The organism is Novosphingobium sp. FG137, from assembly GCF_057809735.1.
Window position 1 is genome coordinate 231,242 of sequence record NZ_JBMDKN010000007.1, and the last position, 18,520, is coordinate 249,761.

Genomic DNA, 18,520 nt, shown 5'->3' on the forward strand with positions numbered 1-18,520 from the left:
CATTACGGCTGTCGGGCGTGCATCCAGTCGGCTGCCGCCTGCGCCTTGCTCGCCGCGGTGAAGATCGCCCGAGGCTCGTCCTTGAGCAGTTGCAGCCAGGAGGCGATGTAGGCCGCATGATCGGGTCGCGGTTCGTGCGCGATCCCGAGATCGGCAAGCAGGAACGATGCGGTCAGCTCGGCGGTTGCTTCCTCCATCGCGAGCGCGTGCCTGGTCCACTTGGCGCTGAAATCCCGGTCGAGCCGATGGACTGCGCCACTGGCATGAGCCGCTTCGTGAATGTGGGTGGCATAGAAGCCGTGGGCGTCGTGGAAGGCGCTGAAATCCGGCAAGTGGATGCGGTCTTCGGCGATGTGATAATAGGCACTGGCCGAGCCGTAGACGGTATCGATGCCGAGCGCGGCGATGAAGGCTTCGGCGGCGGCGAGGCGTTCGCTCTCGGGCAGGACCGGCCCCGGTTCGGGCGCATAGCCATCGACCTGATCGGCGTTGAACAGGCTGAATGCCTTGGCGAAAAGCCGTCGGTGGTCGTCATCGTCGCCGGCGTCATCGCCCTTCGCGCGAAACTCCTTCCAGAGGACGCCGAGGCTGGCGTGCTCGCCCTTGCGGACCTGCGCGCCGAGCGCCTGCCACTGGCGATAGGTGCCCCAGACCCCGCTCGCATAGCCGCTGCCATAGGCGGCCGCCCAGAGCGAGACCGTATTTATGCCGCGATAGGGCTTGCCGCTGGCGACGTTGGTCGGGCGGGTGACGTCGGCGCCAGAATGATGCCACGGCATGCGCCAGGTGCCGGTGCCGGCTTCGATCGCGGCGACGATCGCGTCGGTGACGCGCGCATAGACGTCTGAGCGTGGTGAGGCTGACATGATCTGTTCTCCGTTCTCGCGCCGGGGACCATCCCCGGCGGCGGAGGCCCGTTCGCGCCGGGCACAGGGGGCTCGCGCACCCGTCAGGGCCGCAGCGAAGCGGAGGACGGCGAAGCCGTTGCGCGGGTGCGCCGACCGGCGCAGGACTCCGCCAACAGCCGGGGTGGTCTACGGCGCGGGAGGGTCGATCCCGGCAATCACCGCGGTCAGGCGGTCAAGCTCGCCCTCAAGCGCGCGGCGCTGGAGATCGGACATGCGCCGTTCGCGTAAATGCGCCCTGGCATCATCGGCCGCGCGCTCCCACGCCGGCCTGTGGCGGGCGGTGATACAGGCGTTGGGGCAGCGGGTCGGCTCGCACAGAGCGGTGAGCGGCTGCCTGGGATCGGGGGTCGTCACGCGCTTGAGGCAGAGCGCGGTCGCGGGATCGAAGAAGCAATCCGCGAGCAGACCGACGTGGAAGGTGCGCGCGACGCTGGCGAGCATGACGCGCAGGCGGGCCCGATCGGCGATCATGGCGGGCAGTGGCCCGAGCTTAACGGCGGCATCGTCGAGGGTCCGCGCGATGCGTGGTCCCGCCGGTCCGCCGAGTGATGCGCCGCCCTGCCGCCGGTCGAAATAGTCCAGCAGATCGTCAATCTGACCGAGCCGGCGCTGCGCCTCGACCTCTGCGCGAAACCCCGATCCACTGGTCCCGGCATAGCCCTCGAAAGCGGCGACCGAGGCATGCTTGTACTGGATCATGCCGGCGATGGTGCCGAACGGACGGTTGGCGATGTGCCACGCGATGGTGCGCCGGAACTGCCGCGTCGTGATGCGCCACGGCTTGCCATCCGGGCCGGGAGGGATGACCGGCACATCGGGGTTGCCGAAGGCGGCGTTGAGGTGGTCGCGGAAGGCGTTGAGCTGGCGGACCACCTCGCTCGACAGATGGGTCTTGGTAACGGCGCCGGGGCGCAGCACTGGCCAAAGCGTGTCGCTGCCGGTCTTCCGCGCCGCCCGTTCCGATAGCCGTTCGAGCACCGTGATCGCCTCGGCCACCGGTTCGATCGTCACCCAGCTTGCCGACTCCCCGGTGCTCGATCTGCCCTTGTAGAGGGTGGATCGGACGCGTTGCCGTTCGACCAGGCCGTCCTCGCTGCGCGCGATCGAGAGGCACCCGCGCCGCATCGCCTGCACCTCGCAGTCGCGCATGCCGGTCAGATAGGCGCACACGACATAGGCGGCAGCCTGAAGCATCCGCTCCTCGATCGTCAGGGTCTTTACGTCGAAGCGGGCACGCCATGGCCGACCGCTCTCGGGATCGATCGAGATCGGCGTGTCCATGCCGCCGACCTCGGTACCAAGCGATGCAACCGCTTCGCGGATGACAGCCGGCGCGCCGGTGGTGAGCATGAGATGCATGGCCGGCTCGGCGACGGCGTCGATGCCGGCATGCAGATGGAGGAGATGGGCGTTGATCGGTGGGGTCGCTTCCCCGGTATGGGGATCGATGCGGGTGGCGCCGTTGTGTGCGGTCGTCCAGATGGGCACGCCGCGTCCTTGCCGGGCTCGGCGCGCGAGATAGCGATCGAGGCGCGAGCGCTGCCGCAGGCGGCGCTCTGCGTCGGGCAGTCCGCGTTCGGCGGCGAGCAGCCGGGCGCGGCGCGCATCGAGCCGATCGAGCGCGGCCCGAGCCGCCAGAATATCGGTCGCGAAGGTCGTGATATAGCGCAGCGACCAGGCCAGCAGCGATGTGACTATCGCCTCCGGCATGCGTGGCGTCCGGTTCTCGCGCACATGCCGATATCCGGCGACGCGCGCAGCCGCTCGCCCGGCCCAGGGCTCGAATCCGAGACCGCCTCCAGGCAGGTGATCCCGGAGATGGTAGAGATCGGTGACCACCTGCAAGAGCTGGCCGACGATGACGGGGCGCCGTGCTGGATCATCCCGCAGGTGACGCGCATAAGCATCGACCAGCGCTTGATCGATGCGGCCAAGGTCGAGCCGCCCAAGCTGCTCTCGCGCGAACGCGAAGAACCGGCGCGCGCGGTTGAATGCCTGTCGGATGCTCGCAGGCGGCAGCTTGGCGCGCAAACTTGGAACATCGACGTTGAGGCGGGCATAGAGATAGGCGCGCATCGCTGCCTGCACATCGGCATGTTCGAGCACGTCGAAATGCACGGTGACATGGCAGCGCCGGGCGTTCTCGCGGAAGACGGCGGGGCCGAGATCCCAGCTCGGGTCGCCGACGCGCGACAGATCTTCGCGGGCGTGTCCTGCCTTGAGCGGCACGGTCGCCAGCACGGGGCGATCGTCGAAGGCGGGCGCCTGGGCATGGGCCGGCATGGTCATGCGCGTGCCTCCGGTGGCAGATAGAGCCGCTCGTTCTCCATCTGCCGGCGTGCATCGGCGATGACGGCATCGGCGAAGGCCGGCAGGACCTGGGTGGTGATGCGAGCATGGACGCGGCCGAACTTGGCCGCCCAGTCGGTCGCGGGCAGGCTCGATCGCTGCTCTTCGACGAATGCGAGGAAGGCGAGGATCGCGGGGAGCTTGCGCACGGTTATGACGGCGTTGGGACAATCAAGGCAGCCCCAGAAGGGCTGCGCGCAGGGTGATCCAGCCTCGGCGAAGGGACTGTTGTGGAAGCCAGCGCAGGCGGCAAGCCAGACATCCTGTTCGCCGTCGAGCAACGGACCCACGGCATCGGGCGGTATCAGCGGCTCGGCCTGTTCGGGCGCTTCGCGCAGCGCCTGCTCGGCGGCGGGTGGCAGCACGGTCGGCATCGCGGCGGCGACCGCTTCACGAAAGGCGTCAGCGACGGCCTCCTCGTGCAGGGGCCGAAGCGACGGCAGATCGGCATAGTGGCGCGCCGCAACCTCGCGCGAGTGGCCCACCGCGAAGCGCGTCATATGCCCCTCGGTCTTGGTGTACCACAGCGCCTTGTGGGTCTTGCGGAGCCGGGAGAGCAGCAGGTGGAGCGACTTGCCGTCGTCATCGCTGATGCCGTGGCGCAGAGCCCAGCTCGCAAGTTGGTGCTTGAGATCGAAAATGCCGCCGCGAAGGCCGCCGACGTTGTGATAGGCCCAGAGACAATCGTCGGGCAGGTGCTCACGGGCGGCGGCGGTGACATCGATCAGGCGGCGGATAAGACCGCCGGGCGTGCCGCTACCGCCATCGCGGACCCGCATGCTCTTGTGCTCGGCGCCGCGGGCGCGACGCTTCAGATAGCGCAGCTCCACCGTGCCGGCATGGGGGTTGGCGAGACAATCTATGGTCAGCGTCTTCAGGCACTCGGGCTCGAGGCCGGTATCCAGCGTGAGCAGCACGAGCAGGGCCGGCAGATCGCGGGCGAGCAGATGATGGCGGCCATGCAGGTCGTCGATCAGCGTGCTGATCGGCAATCCGCGTCGCATGCGCATGAAATAGAGGCTCTTCAGCGCGGCCTGGTCTGCAACGATAAAACCCTGCCGCGCGATGATCGCTTCGACATCGGCGCGCGCCCTGGCGGTGACCGGGTCGCCCTCATCGGTCCGATCATCGGCGCCGAGACGGCGGAACATCGCTTCGACATCGCTCCTCGCGGCGTCGCGCAACGCGCGGGCGACGAAGGGGCTATAAGCATCGCGCGGGGTCGAGCGGCCCGCCGATGTGGCCAGCGTGTAGCGCAGCCGCTCATGCAGGTCGGGCGCGATCCGATCGGGCCGGTCTGCCTCGATCGCGCGCAACGTGTTGATGATCTTGCCGACCGTTATGTGCCGGTGGATCGCGCCCATCCCGCGCTGTTCGAGCGCGGAGGTGAACCCATCGATATGGACTGCGCGCAGGTCGCCGACGCCAGCCACGTTCAGCGCTTCATCGCCAAGCCAGGCGAAGAACCGACGGTAGGCATTTACATACTGCTTAATGACGGTGGCCGCACCGATGGGGCCGCTGAGCGCCGCTGACCGACGCAGCGCGCCGGCGAAGGCGATAGCGAGCGGGCGAGGATCGAGTGCGGCCATATCGACCAGGACCGTCCCGCCATGCCGCGCCTCGATGGTGAACTTGAGGCCGAACACGGGATCGGGCTTCTGTGGCTCCGGCGTGATCGGCGCGAAGGCGACAGGCCGGCCCTTGCGGGGACGGCCGCTCATACGCCCTGCGGCCCCGGCAGCAACGCCAGCAGCTCCTCGACGGCCGTGTCCACCGTATCGGCGCGGGTCGCGATATGGTCGAGGTAGATATAGGTGGTGGTGAGGCTCGCGTGGCCGAGCAGGCGTTGCAACTGTTGCAGCGGGTCGCCGAGGATCAGCCGATAGCTCTCCACCGGCCCCGCCGGCAATGCGGCTTCGCGCAGCCGCTGCTGGATCAGCAAGGCGAGCATATGGACCGCGAATGTATGGCGAAGCTGGTGCGGGCTGATCGACAGCGGGAAGCCGTTCTCCTCGCACCGCTTGCAGGCGCGGGTGAAGATCACCTCCCACGAGTTGGGGCGGACAGGCTGCCCGACCTCGGTCAGCCACAGCGCCGCCGGCTCGCGGGGCGGTCCATCCTCGTCGTACAGGATCAGGCGACATCGTTCCTCCGGAGTGCAGACATCGCGCATGCGGTCGAGACCGGCGCGGGTGACAGGGATCGGTCGCTCGAAGCTGGCCGCGCCATCGCGCGCGGCGAACTTGACCACGCCCGCCGAGCGCTCGACGGCGACATAGGCGGCGATCTGACGAAGCAGCCGGCGCGGGAGCAGAACGCTGCGTCCCCGGTCGCCCTTGGTGAGCGGCGGCGGGAGAGGCAGCCAAAGTTGTTGGGCGTCGCCGTCGGCGCGATCGATCGCCGCGAGCTCGGCGGTGAGCAGGCCCGACGCCTCTTCGAGGCGCAAGCCGGTGGTGACGAGAAGATCGGCGAACAACGCGTTGCGCAGCCCGTTGCGATCGCGAGCGCCGGGGCGCTCGGTGCCGTCAGGGGTGAGCCCGCGCAGGCCGACCTCGCGGAAGATGCGGTAGTCGTCCATCGTGACAAACCGCACATCCGATCGCCTGGCGACACGTTCATAAGCGTCGTTGCGCGCCGCGATCATGCCGCGACGGCCGCCTTGCGCCGGTCGCCAGACGGCGCGACGGCTGAACGGCGCGTCGGCGATCAACCCTTGATACTCGGCCCAGCGGTAAAGGCGATCGAGGCTGGCGACGGCGCGGTTCCAGCTTGCCGCCGTGATCCGGTGATCGGCATCGTCGCGGCGTCGCTCACGATGATAGGCGTCGACATCGTCGCGGGTTGCAGCCCACACGGTCTTGCCGCAGGCATCGAGAAAACGAAGCCAGACTACGACATCATAGGCGTAGGCGCGAAGCGAGTGCCGCGAGCGGACCCCCGACAGCGGCAGATCGAGAAAGAAGCGATCAAGATCGGCATCATACAGCGCGTCGTCGCGCAGGATCAGCGGCACATGCGCATCGAGGCCCTTGGCCTCGCGCCGCTCGCAAACAGCAATGATCGACACCGGCGCGAAGCCCTCCCCCCGGACCCCCCACCCGGAAGCTGACCTCGCACCGTTGCGCCTGTGGCCCGGCAGCAATCAGGCTGGCCTCCGCCAGCTCTTGGGTCAGCGCTACGGCCAGCCTGATAACTGCCTACCGTGGGCGTCCATCGCCGACCTTACTGCAATGTTGCGGACGGCGCAGACTGTCCAGATAAGGCGACGAGTTCCTCGGCCGCATAGGCCGCTGTGCCGAAGCGGTTCTTGAGATCGCGCCCCAGACGGCTGGCATGACCCGTCCAGTGCGACAGCTCGTGGGCGAGCGTGGCATAGTAGTGGTCAAAGCCTTCGAACAGGCTCGTCGGCGGCATGGTGACCCGATCAGCGGCGGGTTCGTAGTAAGCCTCGCAGCCCTGATGACGCAGATTGAAGGGAATGGCGGCGAAAAAGGCGTCGAGCTCAGCCTCACGCCCTTCAGGCTCGACCAGTTCCAGCGTAGCAGCCGGATGGAAGCGCTCGGGCAGACCTTCGACCTGATCGGCATTGAAGACCGGATAGGCCTTGAGCACCCGGCGGGCTTCGTCGGTCTTTTCGCCGGTATCGGGAGCTTCCACTTGCCTAGTGTAGCTCTTGTAGAAGATCGCGATGGTCGACTTCTCGCCCTTGCGGACCTGGGCGCCGAGCGACTTGGCCTGATTGTACGTCATCCAGAACGGCGAGGCGTAGCCGCACATGTCAGCAACCATCCAGAGCCAGAACACATTCATGCCCCGGTACGGAATCCCGCAGGCCCGCAGGGGCCGCGAAACGGGCACGCCGCGCCACGGCTTGATCCAAGGCTTCGTGCCGGCTTCCAGACGCGCGATGATTTCTTGGGTGATGCGGGTGGCGGGCGACAAGCCGCCGCTCTGCCCCTTGCGATAGGCCATGATGGGTCTCCTGATTGAGGCATCTGGACAGTCGGCGACGGGTTCGCCGGTCAGTGCCACAGGGTCCCGAGCCCCCTCTGCTCTCCTTCCAAAAAGGAAGCGGCCCTCCGGCGTGAACCGAAGGACCGCTTCTCGAGGTACGAGTGGCCTTACCTGTCAGGAGGAGGTCAGGCGGCCAGCTCGCGGGGGGACCGATGCTCGGTGTCGACGCCTGGCTCAGCGTCAGTGGCGTCAATCTTGGGGTCGCCAGCCTCTGGCGGAGCGGAGGTGAAGCGCATGACCTCAGGCACCCAGGCCAGAGCCTTCTCGCGCACCTCGACCTCGGTGATGTAGGTGCCGGCGAAGACGCGCTCGGCGCTCATCGCGAGGTCACCCTTCTTGACCGAGGCAAAGCGCGAGGATAGCTCGAGACCGCCGACGTCGGTCAACGCGTCGAGGATCACCTGCTTTGACACCCGGTCGAAGTAGTTGGCCGCAGTCGGTCGCCACCACTGCGCCATGTCGATACCGATCAGGCTGCCAAGGTGATCCTGGAACGGCAGCTGACGCTCGCCCGTCATGTTGACGCTCGCCTCGAGCGACCGGGCTACGACATAGCCAAGCCATGCGGCGCGGCTGTCATCGGACAGCGCGCGAAACAGGTCAAAGCGAGATGTTGCGTCCGTGCCCGCACGCCAGCTTTCGTCGAGACTAGACCTGAGCTCAGCGATCGCGCTGCTGGCCGGAGCATCTTTGGCTTCAAAGCCAATGATCGGCCCTGCCGGATGAGGCGCACGCAGTGTGGTTGCGGCCCGCGCCCGCCAGTCGTGCGTATCGGCATCAGCCAGCGTGAAGACCATGACGTCGAGCGCAAGCCCGGGATCAGAGGCAACATGCAAGGCCAGGACATCACGGCGCTGCATGGCCAGCTCATCGACCAAGCGCTTGGACAAGGTGGTTCGGCGCTTATCCGAGCCATCGTCCGCCGGAACGACTTCGATCTCGCTGTCGGCTTCTGCAGCTTCAACCTGCCGCTCGCCGTAGAACACGGGCTGGAGAACCGGCGTGCCATCGCGCGAAAGGACCAGGACCATGCCCGCTTCGGCCTTGAGTTCGGCCGCAATGACTGGCGGGCGTGCGCGGATCTCCTGGCATTCTCGTTCGATGGCCTCGATAGCCGCTTCGGCCGCCGTCACGGCCTCCTCGGCGCTATCCTCATCTTCCAAGATCGCTGCATGTTCGTCATAGGAGGCATCGAGCTCGTCGAGCCTCGCCAGTTCCGCTTCGGTGAGCGGCGCCGGTTCGGCAGGAAGCCGGACCAGCCCTTCGACCAGATCGTGGCTGGCATAGGGATCGAGCGTGGGCTTGACCCAGGCTAGGCCCTGCTCGGCTGCGAGCGCCTTCGCCTGTTCTTCCATCTTCGCCGCCGCGAGGCTCTCGAGCAGCGCGACATCGACCCAGGATTCGCTGTCGTCGTCATCGAAGAGTTCGCGCTCGATCCGACCCCCGGCAGCAATGTAGGCGTCGCGGCCAACGAGCCGGGCGCGCGGATCGCTGCCCCGGACAGTCCCGGAGAGGACCATGCGCCGAATGCTGTCGGGATTGGGTGCATAGTAGGCCGAGGAAACCTGTTCGAAGACGCGAGCCTGGATATCTTGGTCAGACGTAGCGCCGAAGGCCTTGGCGATATCGAGAGTGATCTGGCCGGAGGCCAGTGCCTCGAACACGACGGGCGCGAGCGTCGCGAGACGCAGGCGCCCGTCGACGAAACGAACCGCCAGGCCGAAACGGCGGGCAACATCTTCGACTGTCGCACCGCCTGCCACGAGCGCGGCAAAGGCCTGGGCTTCATCGGCTGGGTTCATGGCGAGGCGGTGGAAGTTTTCCGCGAGGCTGGTCTCGACCGCAGCTTCGGCACTGTCCTCGAGCACGAGGCATGTGACTTCGTGATCGCGAGCGAGGACCTTTTCGTCCGCGAGCGCGAGCATCGCGCGGCGGCGACGTTCGCCGGCTTCGACCTCGAACTTGCCCTTTACGGCAGGCCGGACAATGAGGTTTTGTAGCAGCCCATGGGCTGCGATGCTGGCCTTAAGCTCAGCATCTGCTGCCGGATCATTGTGACGGCGGACATTGCGGGGAGATTGAACGAGCTTGTTCAGCGGGATCGACTTGATCATGGGACACACTCCTGATTGTGAGCCCGGCGCATCGACCATCGACGCCCAAATGGCTCAATCAGGGCAAAGCCCACTCCCCTCTAGTGCGTTTCGCAGCAGATCTCCCGATAGGAACGAACGATGACGAATGGCGATGCTTGGGACGAAGCTGTCGTTCCCCTGTGACAGCTAGAACGGCAGCTCGTTTCAGCAGCAGACGTTCCTTGCGCCCAGTCTGACCAGCAGCATCTAGCCCGTGATTAAAATCAACATCAAATCTGTCAAAAAACAGCGAGTTAATTAGCAGACCCGTATTTTAGACGGCGGCGCAAAATGCTTTGCAATCAATGCGATCATGTCAGCTTATCGCAGCTGATATGTTCACCGGCATAGCGCCTGGCTGGGTCATTACGAAAGAGGGATGGACCTCCAATTGTTCGATCAGTTCCGTCAACGTCGGGTAAGTGCCGCGCCAGCGCAAGACCGCGATAGGCGGGCTGATGCCATGGGCGACCACGAATTCCCACACCAGCAGGCTGGTGGCGACAGCGATATGGCCAAGATGGAGCGGCACCGTGTGGCTGGCGAAGGGCAGCGCGCTCAGCCGGTCCAGTTCGCCGAGGCCGCCCGCGATCTTGGCCGTCTGGCGATCGATCCACGCTGCCGCCGGTTGCGGCCGGTGCATTTCGAAGATCAGCGACTGGGCAATCTCCATCAGCCGTTCACCCAGCGCCTTCATGTTCAGCGCGGCAAGCCGGTCAGCTTGTGCTTCGGGCAGAAGGGCCGGTTTGGGGTGCCTGATTTCGAGCCAGTCAAGAATGTGGCTGGAGTCGCACACGGCGTCCCCCTCAGGCGTGATCAGGATCGGCAATTGCTGGAGCGGGCTGTAGTCACCGGTGGTGCTGTGGTCGGACCACGGTTCGTCATAGGTCACATCGAACGCCAGACCCTTTTCCAGCAGCGCGATGGCCACCTTGCGGCCATAGGGACTGGGCCTGGCGTTGATCAGCCGATAGCGGCCTGCTGGCATGGTCCGGATCCTCAAACCAGGGTGTAGCCGCCGTCCACCGCAGTCAGCGTGCCGGTGATGAACGAGGCTTCGTCGCTGGCCAGGAACAGCGCGAGGTTGGCAATTTCCGCAGGGGTCCCGATGCGCCCCATCAGCGTGGCGTCGATCGCACCCTGCAAGTAATCGCGCGGCATCCCGCGCGTCATGCCGGTGTCGATGGCGCCGGGCAGGATCCCATTCACGCGGATCTGCTGGCTGGCATACTCGGCGGCAGTCTGGCGCGTCAGCATTGCGACGCCGCCCTTTGACGCCGAGTAGGCCGGCAATTGCGGGAACGCGACCAGCGCCGCCATCGACGACGTGTTGACGATCGACCCCTTGCCTGCGGTTTGCAGCATCCGCGGGATGGCATGTTTCATGCCGAGGAACACGCCTTTGAGGTTCACAGCCAGGACCCGGTCCCACGCGTCCTCGTCATAGTCGGCGGTCAACGCGAGCGGACCCTGGATGCCGGCGTTGTTGCACAGGATATCGAGCCGGCCGAACCGGTCGACGGCCTGTTGCAGCATGGCCTGGACATCGGCGCTGACCGATACGTCGCCCGTGAAACTGACGCATGCGCCGCCAAGTTCGGCCGCGACGGCCGCTTGATCGCCGGTGATGTCCACCGCGATCACCTGGGCACCTTCGGCACAGAAGCGCCGCGCCATTGCCTCGCCCATGCCAGATCCGGCGCCTGTTACCACTGCGACCTTGCCTTTGAGACGGTCACCCATGTCGATGGTCTCCTTTGTTCAGAAGCTGAAGCGGGCTTCGGCCATGACGGTCCGCCGATCGCCGGGCACCGCGGTGTTGAGGGTGAAGATGTTCGCGAAGCCGACGCCGCCCGAGTAGTAGACCTTGTCGAACACGTTCTTGCCGACCACCGCGAGCGACCACCGTCCGTCCTTGTCGCCGAACCCGGCGCGCAGGTTGACCAGGCCGTAACCGGGGATGCGGGCGCCCGGCGTCAGGCTTTTTGCGGTCGAACTGAAGTACGTGAAGGTCTGGGCATAGATATCGGCCCGGAAATTGGCGGTCAGGGTTTCGGTGACCGGCGCCTTGATGTTGACATAGGCCGCGCCGGACCATTCCGGCGTATCGGGATAGGTGTCGAAGCGTGCCTGCGGATTGCCCACCACGTTGACCGCGTTGCTGGTGAAGCGAGCGTTTGTATAGTTCAGGCTGCCGCCCAAAGTCAGCCAGTTGGTCGGTTCGATCGCCCCATCGAGTTCGACGCCCGAGATCTTGGCGCGCGGGACATTGACGGTGATCGAAGCGAGGTTGCCGAAGATCTGCGCATAGAACGCGCGCTGGATGTCCTTGACCCACATCGTATAGCCCGCAAGGTTGAGGCGAACCGGTACGGTGCCGAGGTTGCCGCGATACTTGGCGCCAAGCTCGACGTCGGTGGCAACTTCGGGACGGTAGGCGCCGCCCGAGACATTGCCGAAGCCGACGGTCGGGGGAGCGAAATAGTTGAAGCCCCCGCTGCGGAAGCTGCGCCGCGATTTGGCATAGAGTAGCAGATCGCTGGATACCTGGTCCTCGATCCCGACGGTCCAGCTGAACTTCTTGAAGGTGGCGCGCTGGTTAAAATCATAGGCGGGCAAAGGGCTCGTGACATAGGTATCGTCGGCCGCGCGGACGAACCGCGTCTTCTCGACGCTGTAGCGGCCGCCGGCGGTCAGCTTCACGCCGCCCAGGCCAAGATCGTAGGTGCCCTGGGCATAGCCGGCGTAGGTCTCGTTCGTGAACTTGCCATTGTTGATCTGCACGATCGGAGGCGACACCGGCGCAAGATCGAAGATCACGCTGGTAGAACGCGTCTCGTCCGTTTCGTGGCTGTAGTAACCGCCGGCGACGTAATCGAGCCGCCCGCCGAGATTGCCGAGAATCTGCAGCTCTTCCGAGAACTGTTCGATCAGGCCCCCGCGGCCATCGGGCCCGTTGGCATCGCCGCCATACGGCGACCCGTCGAATTCACCCGCGCCGCGAAAGCGTGACCGGACATAGCCGATGATGTTCTTGATCGTCGCATTGTTGCCCAGCGCAAGCGCGGTGACGTTCGAGACGATGAGCTTGTTCTGGCGGTAGTAATTGGGCGAATCGACGTTCACCACATAGGGCCCGCGCGCCTTTTGCTTGGCGGCAAAGGCGATCAGGCCTGCCGGATCAGCCTTGGGATGCGCGGCCAGATAGGCGGCCCAGGTGCCCGGGCCGAACGCGCTGTCGACGGCCGGTGAGAACAGGAAGTTGAACGGCACGAACGCGGGGGCACCAAGCGGCAGGACGTTGTAGACCACGCTTGTCAGGCTGTTGCCGTTGCTGTGGCCGTAATCGACCACCAGTTCGTTCGACAGACCCTCCACCGGTTTCAGCGTTAGGCTGACCCGGACGTTTTCGCGGCGGATCTCGCCAAGCCGTTCGTCGCGGTAAAGATTCTGCTGAAAGCCATCGCGGCGCTGGATCTGGCCGGCGACGCGCAGCAGCACGGTGTCGGTCACCAGCGGCAGGTTCAGCGCGCCTTCGAGCAGCCATGCGTTGAAATTGCCGACGCGACCAGTGACGTAACCGCCGAAGTCATCCCTTGGCTTCTGACTGCTGTACAGGACGGCGCCGCCAGTGGAATTGCGACCGAACAGGGTGCCCTGCGGGCCCTTGAGCACCTGAACCGACGCCAGGTCGTAAAGCGCGGTCCCGCCGACGCCGCCGACCTGCACTTCGTTGAAGTAGGGCAGGACGGAAGGACGCGAGCTGGAGAACGGATCGACCGACTGGCCGCGCAACGAGAAGTTGAGCTGGTTTTCATTCTGCCCGGTCTTGACCGTCAGCCCGGGAACCGCCGATTGCAGGTCGGTTTCCGTGGTGATCGCGCGTTCGGCGAGCGATTGGGCCGTAACGACGCTGACCGCTACGGGCGTACGCTCGAGCGTTTCCGAACGGCGCTGCGCGGTCACGATGATTTCCGAGCCGGAGCTGGCCGATGGCTCTGCGGCCGCTTGCTCTGCAGACCGCGTTGCGGCCGGGGGCGCCATGTTGGCCGGACTGCCCTGATTCTGGGCGAAAGCGGTGCTGCTGGTGACGAGTGCAGCCAGTGCCGTTGCCGATGTCGTGTAAAGCCGTGTGGACATGACGCCCCCCTCCTTTTTTGAAGCTTCGTGGATCAGGCCGTGAAGTGAGCCTCCTGGGCCGCAAGGTGCGCGCCGCGCCGCGCCTGGGCGGCCGGGCTGAGAAAGCCCGGCGACCAGTCGAGGCCGTTATCGGCACGAAGCGTGACCCGCTGCGCTCCGCACAATTCCCGCACACGCCGGGTCGCTTCCTGCTGGAAGAAGCCGATCATGTGGCAAAACGGCGATGTCAGCCGCAGGTCGATGGTCACATCGCCGTTGGCATCGATGATCACGTCCCGGACCAGACCCATTTCGTCCAGCCCGAGCGGCGTTCCCGCCGCCAGGCTGCACGGGTCCTTGATCTCGTCGAGTTCGGTGCGGATCCGGGCCGTCAGATCGGCCATCACCTGGAGATCACGCATAAAGCGTCTCGCCGTGCGACTTTCCGATCGTCGAGAACGGTTCGGCCGGAGGGGCGCCCTTGCGGTCGAACTCGTCACCGGCAATGCCGCGCTTCATGGCCTCGATATCGAGATCGTGGAGCCGCGCGAAATTGTTGGCGAAGATGTTGGCCTTGTCCTGGCGGGTGATCTGGCGGATCGGCTTGAACAGGCCGGCGCTGTCCAGCAGGTCTTCCGGGAATTCAAAAGCGGCAAAGGCTTCCAGCGCGGGCTGGTTGTGGACCAGTGTACCGCCCGAGCCCCAGAACATGCGGTCCAGCATTTCGGCGCCGCCCACCCGGCAGAGCCCCAGCAGCACTTCGGCAAAGGCGCGCGGCCGGCGTTCGACCAGGATGTTCTGGATTTCCATGTTGATGGCGATGTTGCCGAACCGGGCCAGCAGCCACGCCGTCTCTTCCATGAAGGCCAGTCCGCCGTGGACGATCTCGAAGTTCAGATCCGGAAAATCGTTGGCCGCATTCTCGATGTCGCTGGGATTGTAAGCATCGCCAACCGAGAACGGACCGATCGGCACGGCCTTGTGTACCGCCACGGTCTTCAGCCCCAATTTCTGAGCCTTTTCATACAGCGGATAGATCAGCTTGGGATCGTCCATCCGCCAGTTGACCGGGCCCTTGCCGTCCCAGCTGGTGGGGTACAGTTTCAAGCCCAGCGGCTTCAGCAGCTCGACCTGATCGGCCATCGACTGCTCGGCCTCCTTGCCCTTCAGCGGGTCGACGCAGGCATAGGCCCCGATGAAGCGGGTGGGGTAGCGTTCCAGCGCTTCGACTGCCTTGGGAACCGAGCAATAGCCGTCCTTGAACGACGCGATGGCGAGCGGGTGCATGACCGCGACGTCGGTGTCGCTTTCGCGGAAAATGAAGTTCGCCACATCCGGCACCTGCCAGTCGATCAGGTACTGTTCGCGGTTGAAGGCATACTTCGGGTTCGGCGGATCAGCCGCCAGATGCCAGGCCAGTTCGACCATTGCATGGCCCAGCACCGGGTCTTCCCAGTTGGTCGGCAAGTGGTTGTAGGCGTGCGTGACAGCGTCGAGGACGAAATAGTCGGAGATCATCGGGCCAATCCTTTGCAACGGGAAGCTGGGTCCACACGGGACGGATACGTGGCTCAGAACGGCGCATAACTGCGGCGCCGTTTTCCTTCGGGACACGATGAGGAGAGCCATCCGGGATCGACCCGAACACCATCGCCGGCCGCTGACGCCGCCAGTTTGTCTTAGCCTTTATGGCCATCCTCTCGTTGGGCAGCTGCCGGTGACCGGTCTGTCTGCTTGCCCGCCATTGGGATGCGCCAGGCCAAAACATCTGTCAATACCAGTGTTGATAAAAATTCCGCAGACGCCAAAGCTCGGGGGTATCGGGCCGAAAACCGCGAAACCGGGTATCAGCAAACGGGGCAACAACGAGCCCGAGACCCATCCTCCGAGGACGCTCAGAAAATTAGTCAACACATGCATTGACAAACGAGCCTCGGGATTGCACCCAAGAGTTAGGGAGGCCCCGAACGGGCCCGCCGACCTGATTGAACACGGGAGAATGGTATGTCCGGCGCAACTCAGCGGGCGCTGCTCGCAAGCGGAGTTTCTGTAATGGCTATGCTTGCGGTCCCGGCTGCAGCGCAGTCCGCCGCTGGGCAGCCGGCCGGAAATTCGGCGGTTACGGTCGAAACGGCCACTCCCCAAGAGGCTGCGCTTCCGGCCGAACCGGTGGGCGGCGATATCGTCGTGACCGCGCGGCGCCGCAGCGAATCGCTGAACAAGGTTCCGGTGGTGGTGTCGGTGGTCGGCCAAGCGCAGATCGCTTCGAACAACGCGACCGATCTGTCCAAGATCGGCGAATTGACGCCCACTGTCATCGTCGGCGCCTACAAGTCCAATGGTGGCGGATCGATCGCGATTCGCGGGATCAGCTCGCCCGCCAATCAGGCCGGGTTCGAACAGGCGGTCTCCGTCGCGATCGACGGCGTCCAGACCAGCGACGGCCGGATCGCGCAGCTGGGCATCTTCGATGTCAAGCAGGTCGAAGTGCTGAAGGGTCCGCAGGCACTGCTGTTCGGCAAGAACAATACCGCCGGGGTCATTTCGATCACGTCCGCCGATCCTACCGACCGGTTGGAGATCACCGGCCGCGCCACGTATGAATTCGTCGGTGACGAACTGACAACCGACGCTGCCGTTTCGGGACCGCTCAGCGACACGTTCGGCGCGCGGCTCGCGGTGCGGTTCCGCAACCTTGATGGCTGGCTGCGCAACACGGCCCAGCCGATCGCCAATCCGTTCTACCGTCCGGCAACCGGCGCGCCCGCTGGTGCGGCACAGTTGCCCGGCACGACGGATGTCCGGCCCGGCGATCAGGAGTTCCTCGCGCGTCTCACGCTCAAGGGCGAGCCTTCTGACACGTTCAACTTCCGCATGAAGTCGTTCTTCGCCCACAACAAGGATGCTGGCCCGGGCACGGCCACACAGAACATCGGCCCCTGCACCGGCCCCAATCCGCGGATGTACGGGATTGCGGACCCAGCGGCCGATTGCGTTGTCGACAGCCGGACCACCATCGGCAACCTGGCGCCCGCCATTTCGGCCACGATGCGCGGCGGTACGCCGGATGGTTCGCCCTACGGCAAGCTGACCGTGCTGACGCAACTGATCGACCTGGGCCTGAAGCTCGGCAACCTCACGGTCGATTCGACCACTGGTTATAACTACACGAAATACGAGTTCTTTTCGGGGCTGGACCAGACCAGCTATTCTCAGCTGGCGTTCTACAACCGCCAGAAGGCCGAACAGCTTTCGCAGGAAGTCCGGATCACCAGCAATTTCGCCGGGCCGCTCAACTTCATGGCCGGCGGCTTCTACCAGACCAGCCGGTTGTCGGATAACAACGATACCAAGCTGAACGACGGAAACTACAATGCCGCCGCCAACCGGTTCAGCACCTATGAGGATCTGAGCCTGCAAACCGGTAATACGCTGTCGGCATTCGCACAGCTGATCCTGAAGCCGACCGACACGATCGAACTGGCGGGTGGTGCCCGCTATACCCGCGAGCGCAAGCGGTTCCAGAAGCGCAATCTCTACGGGATCGGCACGTTCGCGACGCAGAACACAGCCTATCCGGGCTCGGACGAGGTCGGCGTGCTGAAGGGTACCTTCGAGGACAGTAACGTCTCTCCGGAAGCCACGCTTACGTGGCGGCCCAATTCGGATACCACCTTGTTCGCGGCCTATCGCACCGGCTTCAAGTCCGGCGGATTTGGCTTGACCAGCCCGCTCCAGACCGGGACCCGGATCGGTGACGCCGATTTCAATTCCGAGAAGGCCAAGGGCTTCGAGGTCGGGGCCAAGGCGCTGATGCTGAACGGGCGGCTGCGGATGAACGTGGCGGCGTTCGCCTACAAGTTCTCGGACCTTCAGGTGAACACCTACGATCCAGCGCGGGTGGCCTATACGATCAACAACGCCGGCGAAGTGCGCCAGCGCGGGGCAGAGGCGGAGATCAATTTCGAGCCGGTGAGCGCGCTGCGGCTGCATGCGGCGGTGGCCTACACCCATAACCGGTTCCGCAACTTCGCGGGCCAGTGCTATGGCTATGCATTCCCCGCTGGCACCACCCGGGCCACCGCTGTGGCGCCGCCCAACTGTTCATTCGTGAACAGCACGGCTCTGACCTTGCAGCAGGATTTCAATGGCCGCGCGCCAGCGCGTTCGCCGGCCTGGTCGGGCAACGGCGGCGCCGAGGCCACGATCCCGTTGGGCAAGACCAAGTTCGTGCTGACCGCCGACGCCTACTACAGCGACAGCTATTATGCCGCCGAAACGATGGCGCCATCGACATTGCAGCCCTCGCTCTGGCGCTTGAATGCCAGCGCCCGCCTGGCAGACATCGACGACCGCTGGTCGGTGGCGTTGATCGGGCGCAACCTGACCAACAAGTACTATCTGCTCTACGCAGCCGACCGGACCGGCGGTGCCAGCGTTCCCGGTGCGATCAGCGAACAGCGCGGCGTCGTTGCCCGCGGCCGCGAAGTGGCGCTGCAACTGTCGGGCAAGTTCTGACGTCGAAGCCTAAGAAGCCATTCAGCGGAGGCTGCAGATGATAACCGAACAATCGATCCTGATCACGCGCGACACGCCGGTTGGCTATGAATTGCAGCCGATCCGGAAAAGGGCCGTGATCCAGTTGATGGGTTCACGCTTGTGGGGCCGGTTCAACCCGAACCACTGGGATCCAGTCTATGCCGCCGAAAGCGGTTTGGCCGCGCCAATCCAGACGGGCGAAATGTCTTCAGCCTATATCGCCGAGATGTGCGTCAATCATTTCGGGCCCGCCATGTTCACGGGGGCCAGGGTGACTTGCAAGTACGTCGGCTCGGTGCTGGCGAACGAAGTGATCACAACCCACGGCGTAGTCCGCGAGAAGCAGCCGAAGGGCAATGGCTTTCGCTTCGTGGTCGACGTGTGGGCCGACAACGAGGCCGGCGACAAGAAGACGGTCGGCCGGGTCGAGGTTGATGTCGGTGTGTAACGAAA

At 65.0% G+C, this 18,520-nt stretch carries 13 protein-coding genes; 2 read left to right on the forward strand and 11 right to left on the reverse strand.

Going from position 1 to position 18,520, the window contains the following annotated elements; genetic code table 11:
- Window positions 1–2: 2 nt before the first annotated feature.
- The 11 genes from ACODS2_RS19235 to ACODS2_RS19285 all read right to left on the reverse strand — a co-directional run bounded on the left by ACODS2_RS19235 (window position 3) and on the right by ACODS2_RS19285 (window position 15,046).
- Window positions 3–866, reverse strand: coding sequence for an ArdC family protein (locus tag ACODS2_RS19235; protein WP_016744721.1), 864 nt, complete (start codon window positions 864–866; stop codon window positions 3–5).
- Between the two features lie 168 nt (window positions 867–1,034).
- Entirely contained in the window at window positions 1,035–3,197 is a 2,163-nt protein-coding gene (locus tag ACODS2_RS19240) for an integrase (RefSeq protein ID WP_489000221.1), read from the reverse strand.
- The gene (locus ACODS2_RS19245) at window positions 3,194–4,981 is read right to left on the reverse strand and encodes a hypothetical protein (RefSeq protein ID WP_489000222.1); all 1,788 of its coding nucleotides are present in this window, start codon (window positions 4,979–4,981) and stop codon (window positions 3,194–3,196) included. The genes ACODS2_RS19240 and ACODS2_RS19245 overlap by 4 nt, the downstream gene beginning before the upstream one ends.
- Window positions 4,978–6,327, reverse strand: a complete 1,350-nt coding sequence (locus tag ACODS2_RS19250; protein ID WP_489000223.1) for a tyrosine-type recombinase/integrase — start codon at window positions 6,325–6,327, stop codon at window positions 4,978–4,980. The genes ACODS2_RS19245 and ACODS2_RS19250 overlap by 4 nt, the downstream gene beginning before the upstream one ends.
- 155 nt (window positions 6,328–6,482) lie before the next feature.
- A complete protein-coding gene (locus tag ACODS2_RS19255; protein ID WP_489000224.1) occupies window positions 6,483–7,232 on the reverse strand; it encodes an ArdC family protein in 750 nt (249 codons plus the stop codon).
- Window positions 7,233–7,399: 167 nt separating this feature from the next.
- Window positions 7,400–9,388 carry a ParB/RepB/Spo0J family partition protein gene (locus ACODS2_RS19260; protein ID WP_489000225.1) on the reverse strand — a complete coding sequence of 663 codons (1,989 nt, stop codon included), beginning with the start codon at window positions 9,386–9,388 and terminating at the stop codon, window positions 7,400–7,402.
- 337 nt (window positions 9,389–9,725) lie between these two features.
- Window positions 9,726–10,397 carry a glutathione S-transferase N-terminal domain-containing protein gene (locus ACODS2_RS19265; protein WP_489000226.1) on the reverse strand — a complete coding sequence of 224 codons (672 nt, stop codon included), beginning with the start codon at window positions 10,395–10,397 and terminating at the stop codon, window positions 9,726–9,728.
- Between the two features lie 11 nt (window positions 10,398–10,408).
- Window positions 10,409–11,152 carry an SDR family NAD(P)-dependent oxidoreductase gene (locus tag ACODS2_RS19270; RefSeq protein ID WP_489000227.1) on the reverse strand — a complete coding sequence of 248 codons (744 nt, stop codon included), beginning with the start codon at window positions 11,150–11,152 and terminating at the stop codon, window positions 10,409–10,411.
- Between the two features lie 18 nt (window positions 11,153–11,170).
- Complete coding sequence (locus tag ACODS2_RS19275) at window positions 11,171–13,549, reverse strand: TonB-dependent receptor (RefSeq protein ID WP_489000228.1); 2,379 nt, start codon at window positions 13,547–13,549, stop codon at window positions 11,171–11,173.
- 32 nt (window positions 13,550–13,581) lie between these two features.
- A complete protein-coding gene (locus tag ACODS2_RS19280) occupies window positions 13,582–13,950 on the reverse strand; it encodes a metal-sulfur cluster assembly factor (protein WP_489000229.1) in 369 nt (122 codons plus the stop codon).
- On the reverse strand, window positions 13,943–15,046 hold the full coding sequence (locus ACODS2_RS19285; RefSeq protein ID WP_489000230.1) for an amidohydrolase family protein: 1,104 nt from the start codon (window positions 15,044–15,046) through the stop codon (window positions 13,943–13,945). The genes ACODS2_RS19280 and ACODS2_RS19285 overlap by 8 nt, the downstream gene beginning before the upstream one ends.
- A 534-nt stretch (window positions 15,047–15,580) precedes the next feature.
- Between ACODS2_RS19285 and ACODS2_RS19290 the strand changes: the two genes are divergently transcribed.
- Window positions 15,581–18,046 (forward strand): TonB-dependent receptor, encoded by a 2,466-nt coding sequence (locus tag ACODS2_RS19290; RefSeq protein WP_489000231.1) that lies wholly within the window; start codon window positions 15,581–15,583, stop codon window positions 18,044–18,046.
- A gap of 37 nt (window positions 18,047–18,083) precedes the next feature.
- The gene (locus ACODS2_RS19295; protein ID WP_489000232.1) at window positions 18,084–18,515 is read left to right on the forward strand and encodes a MaoC family dehydratase; all 432 of its coding nucleotides are present in this window, start codon (window positions 18,084–18,086) and stop codon (window positions 18,513–18,515) included.
- Window positions 18,516–18,520 lie beyond the last annotated feature (5 nt).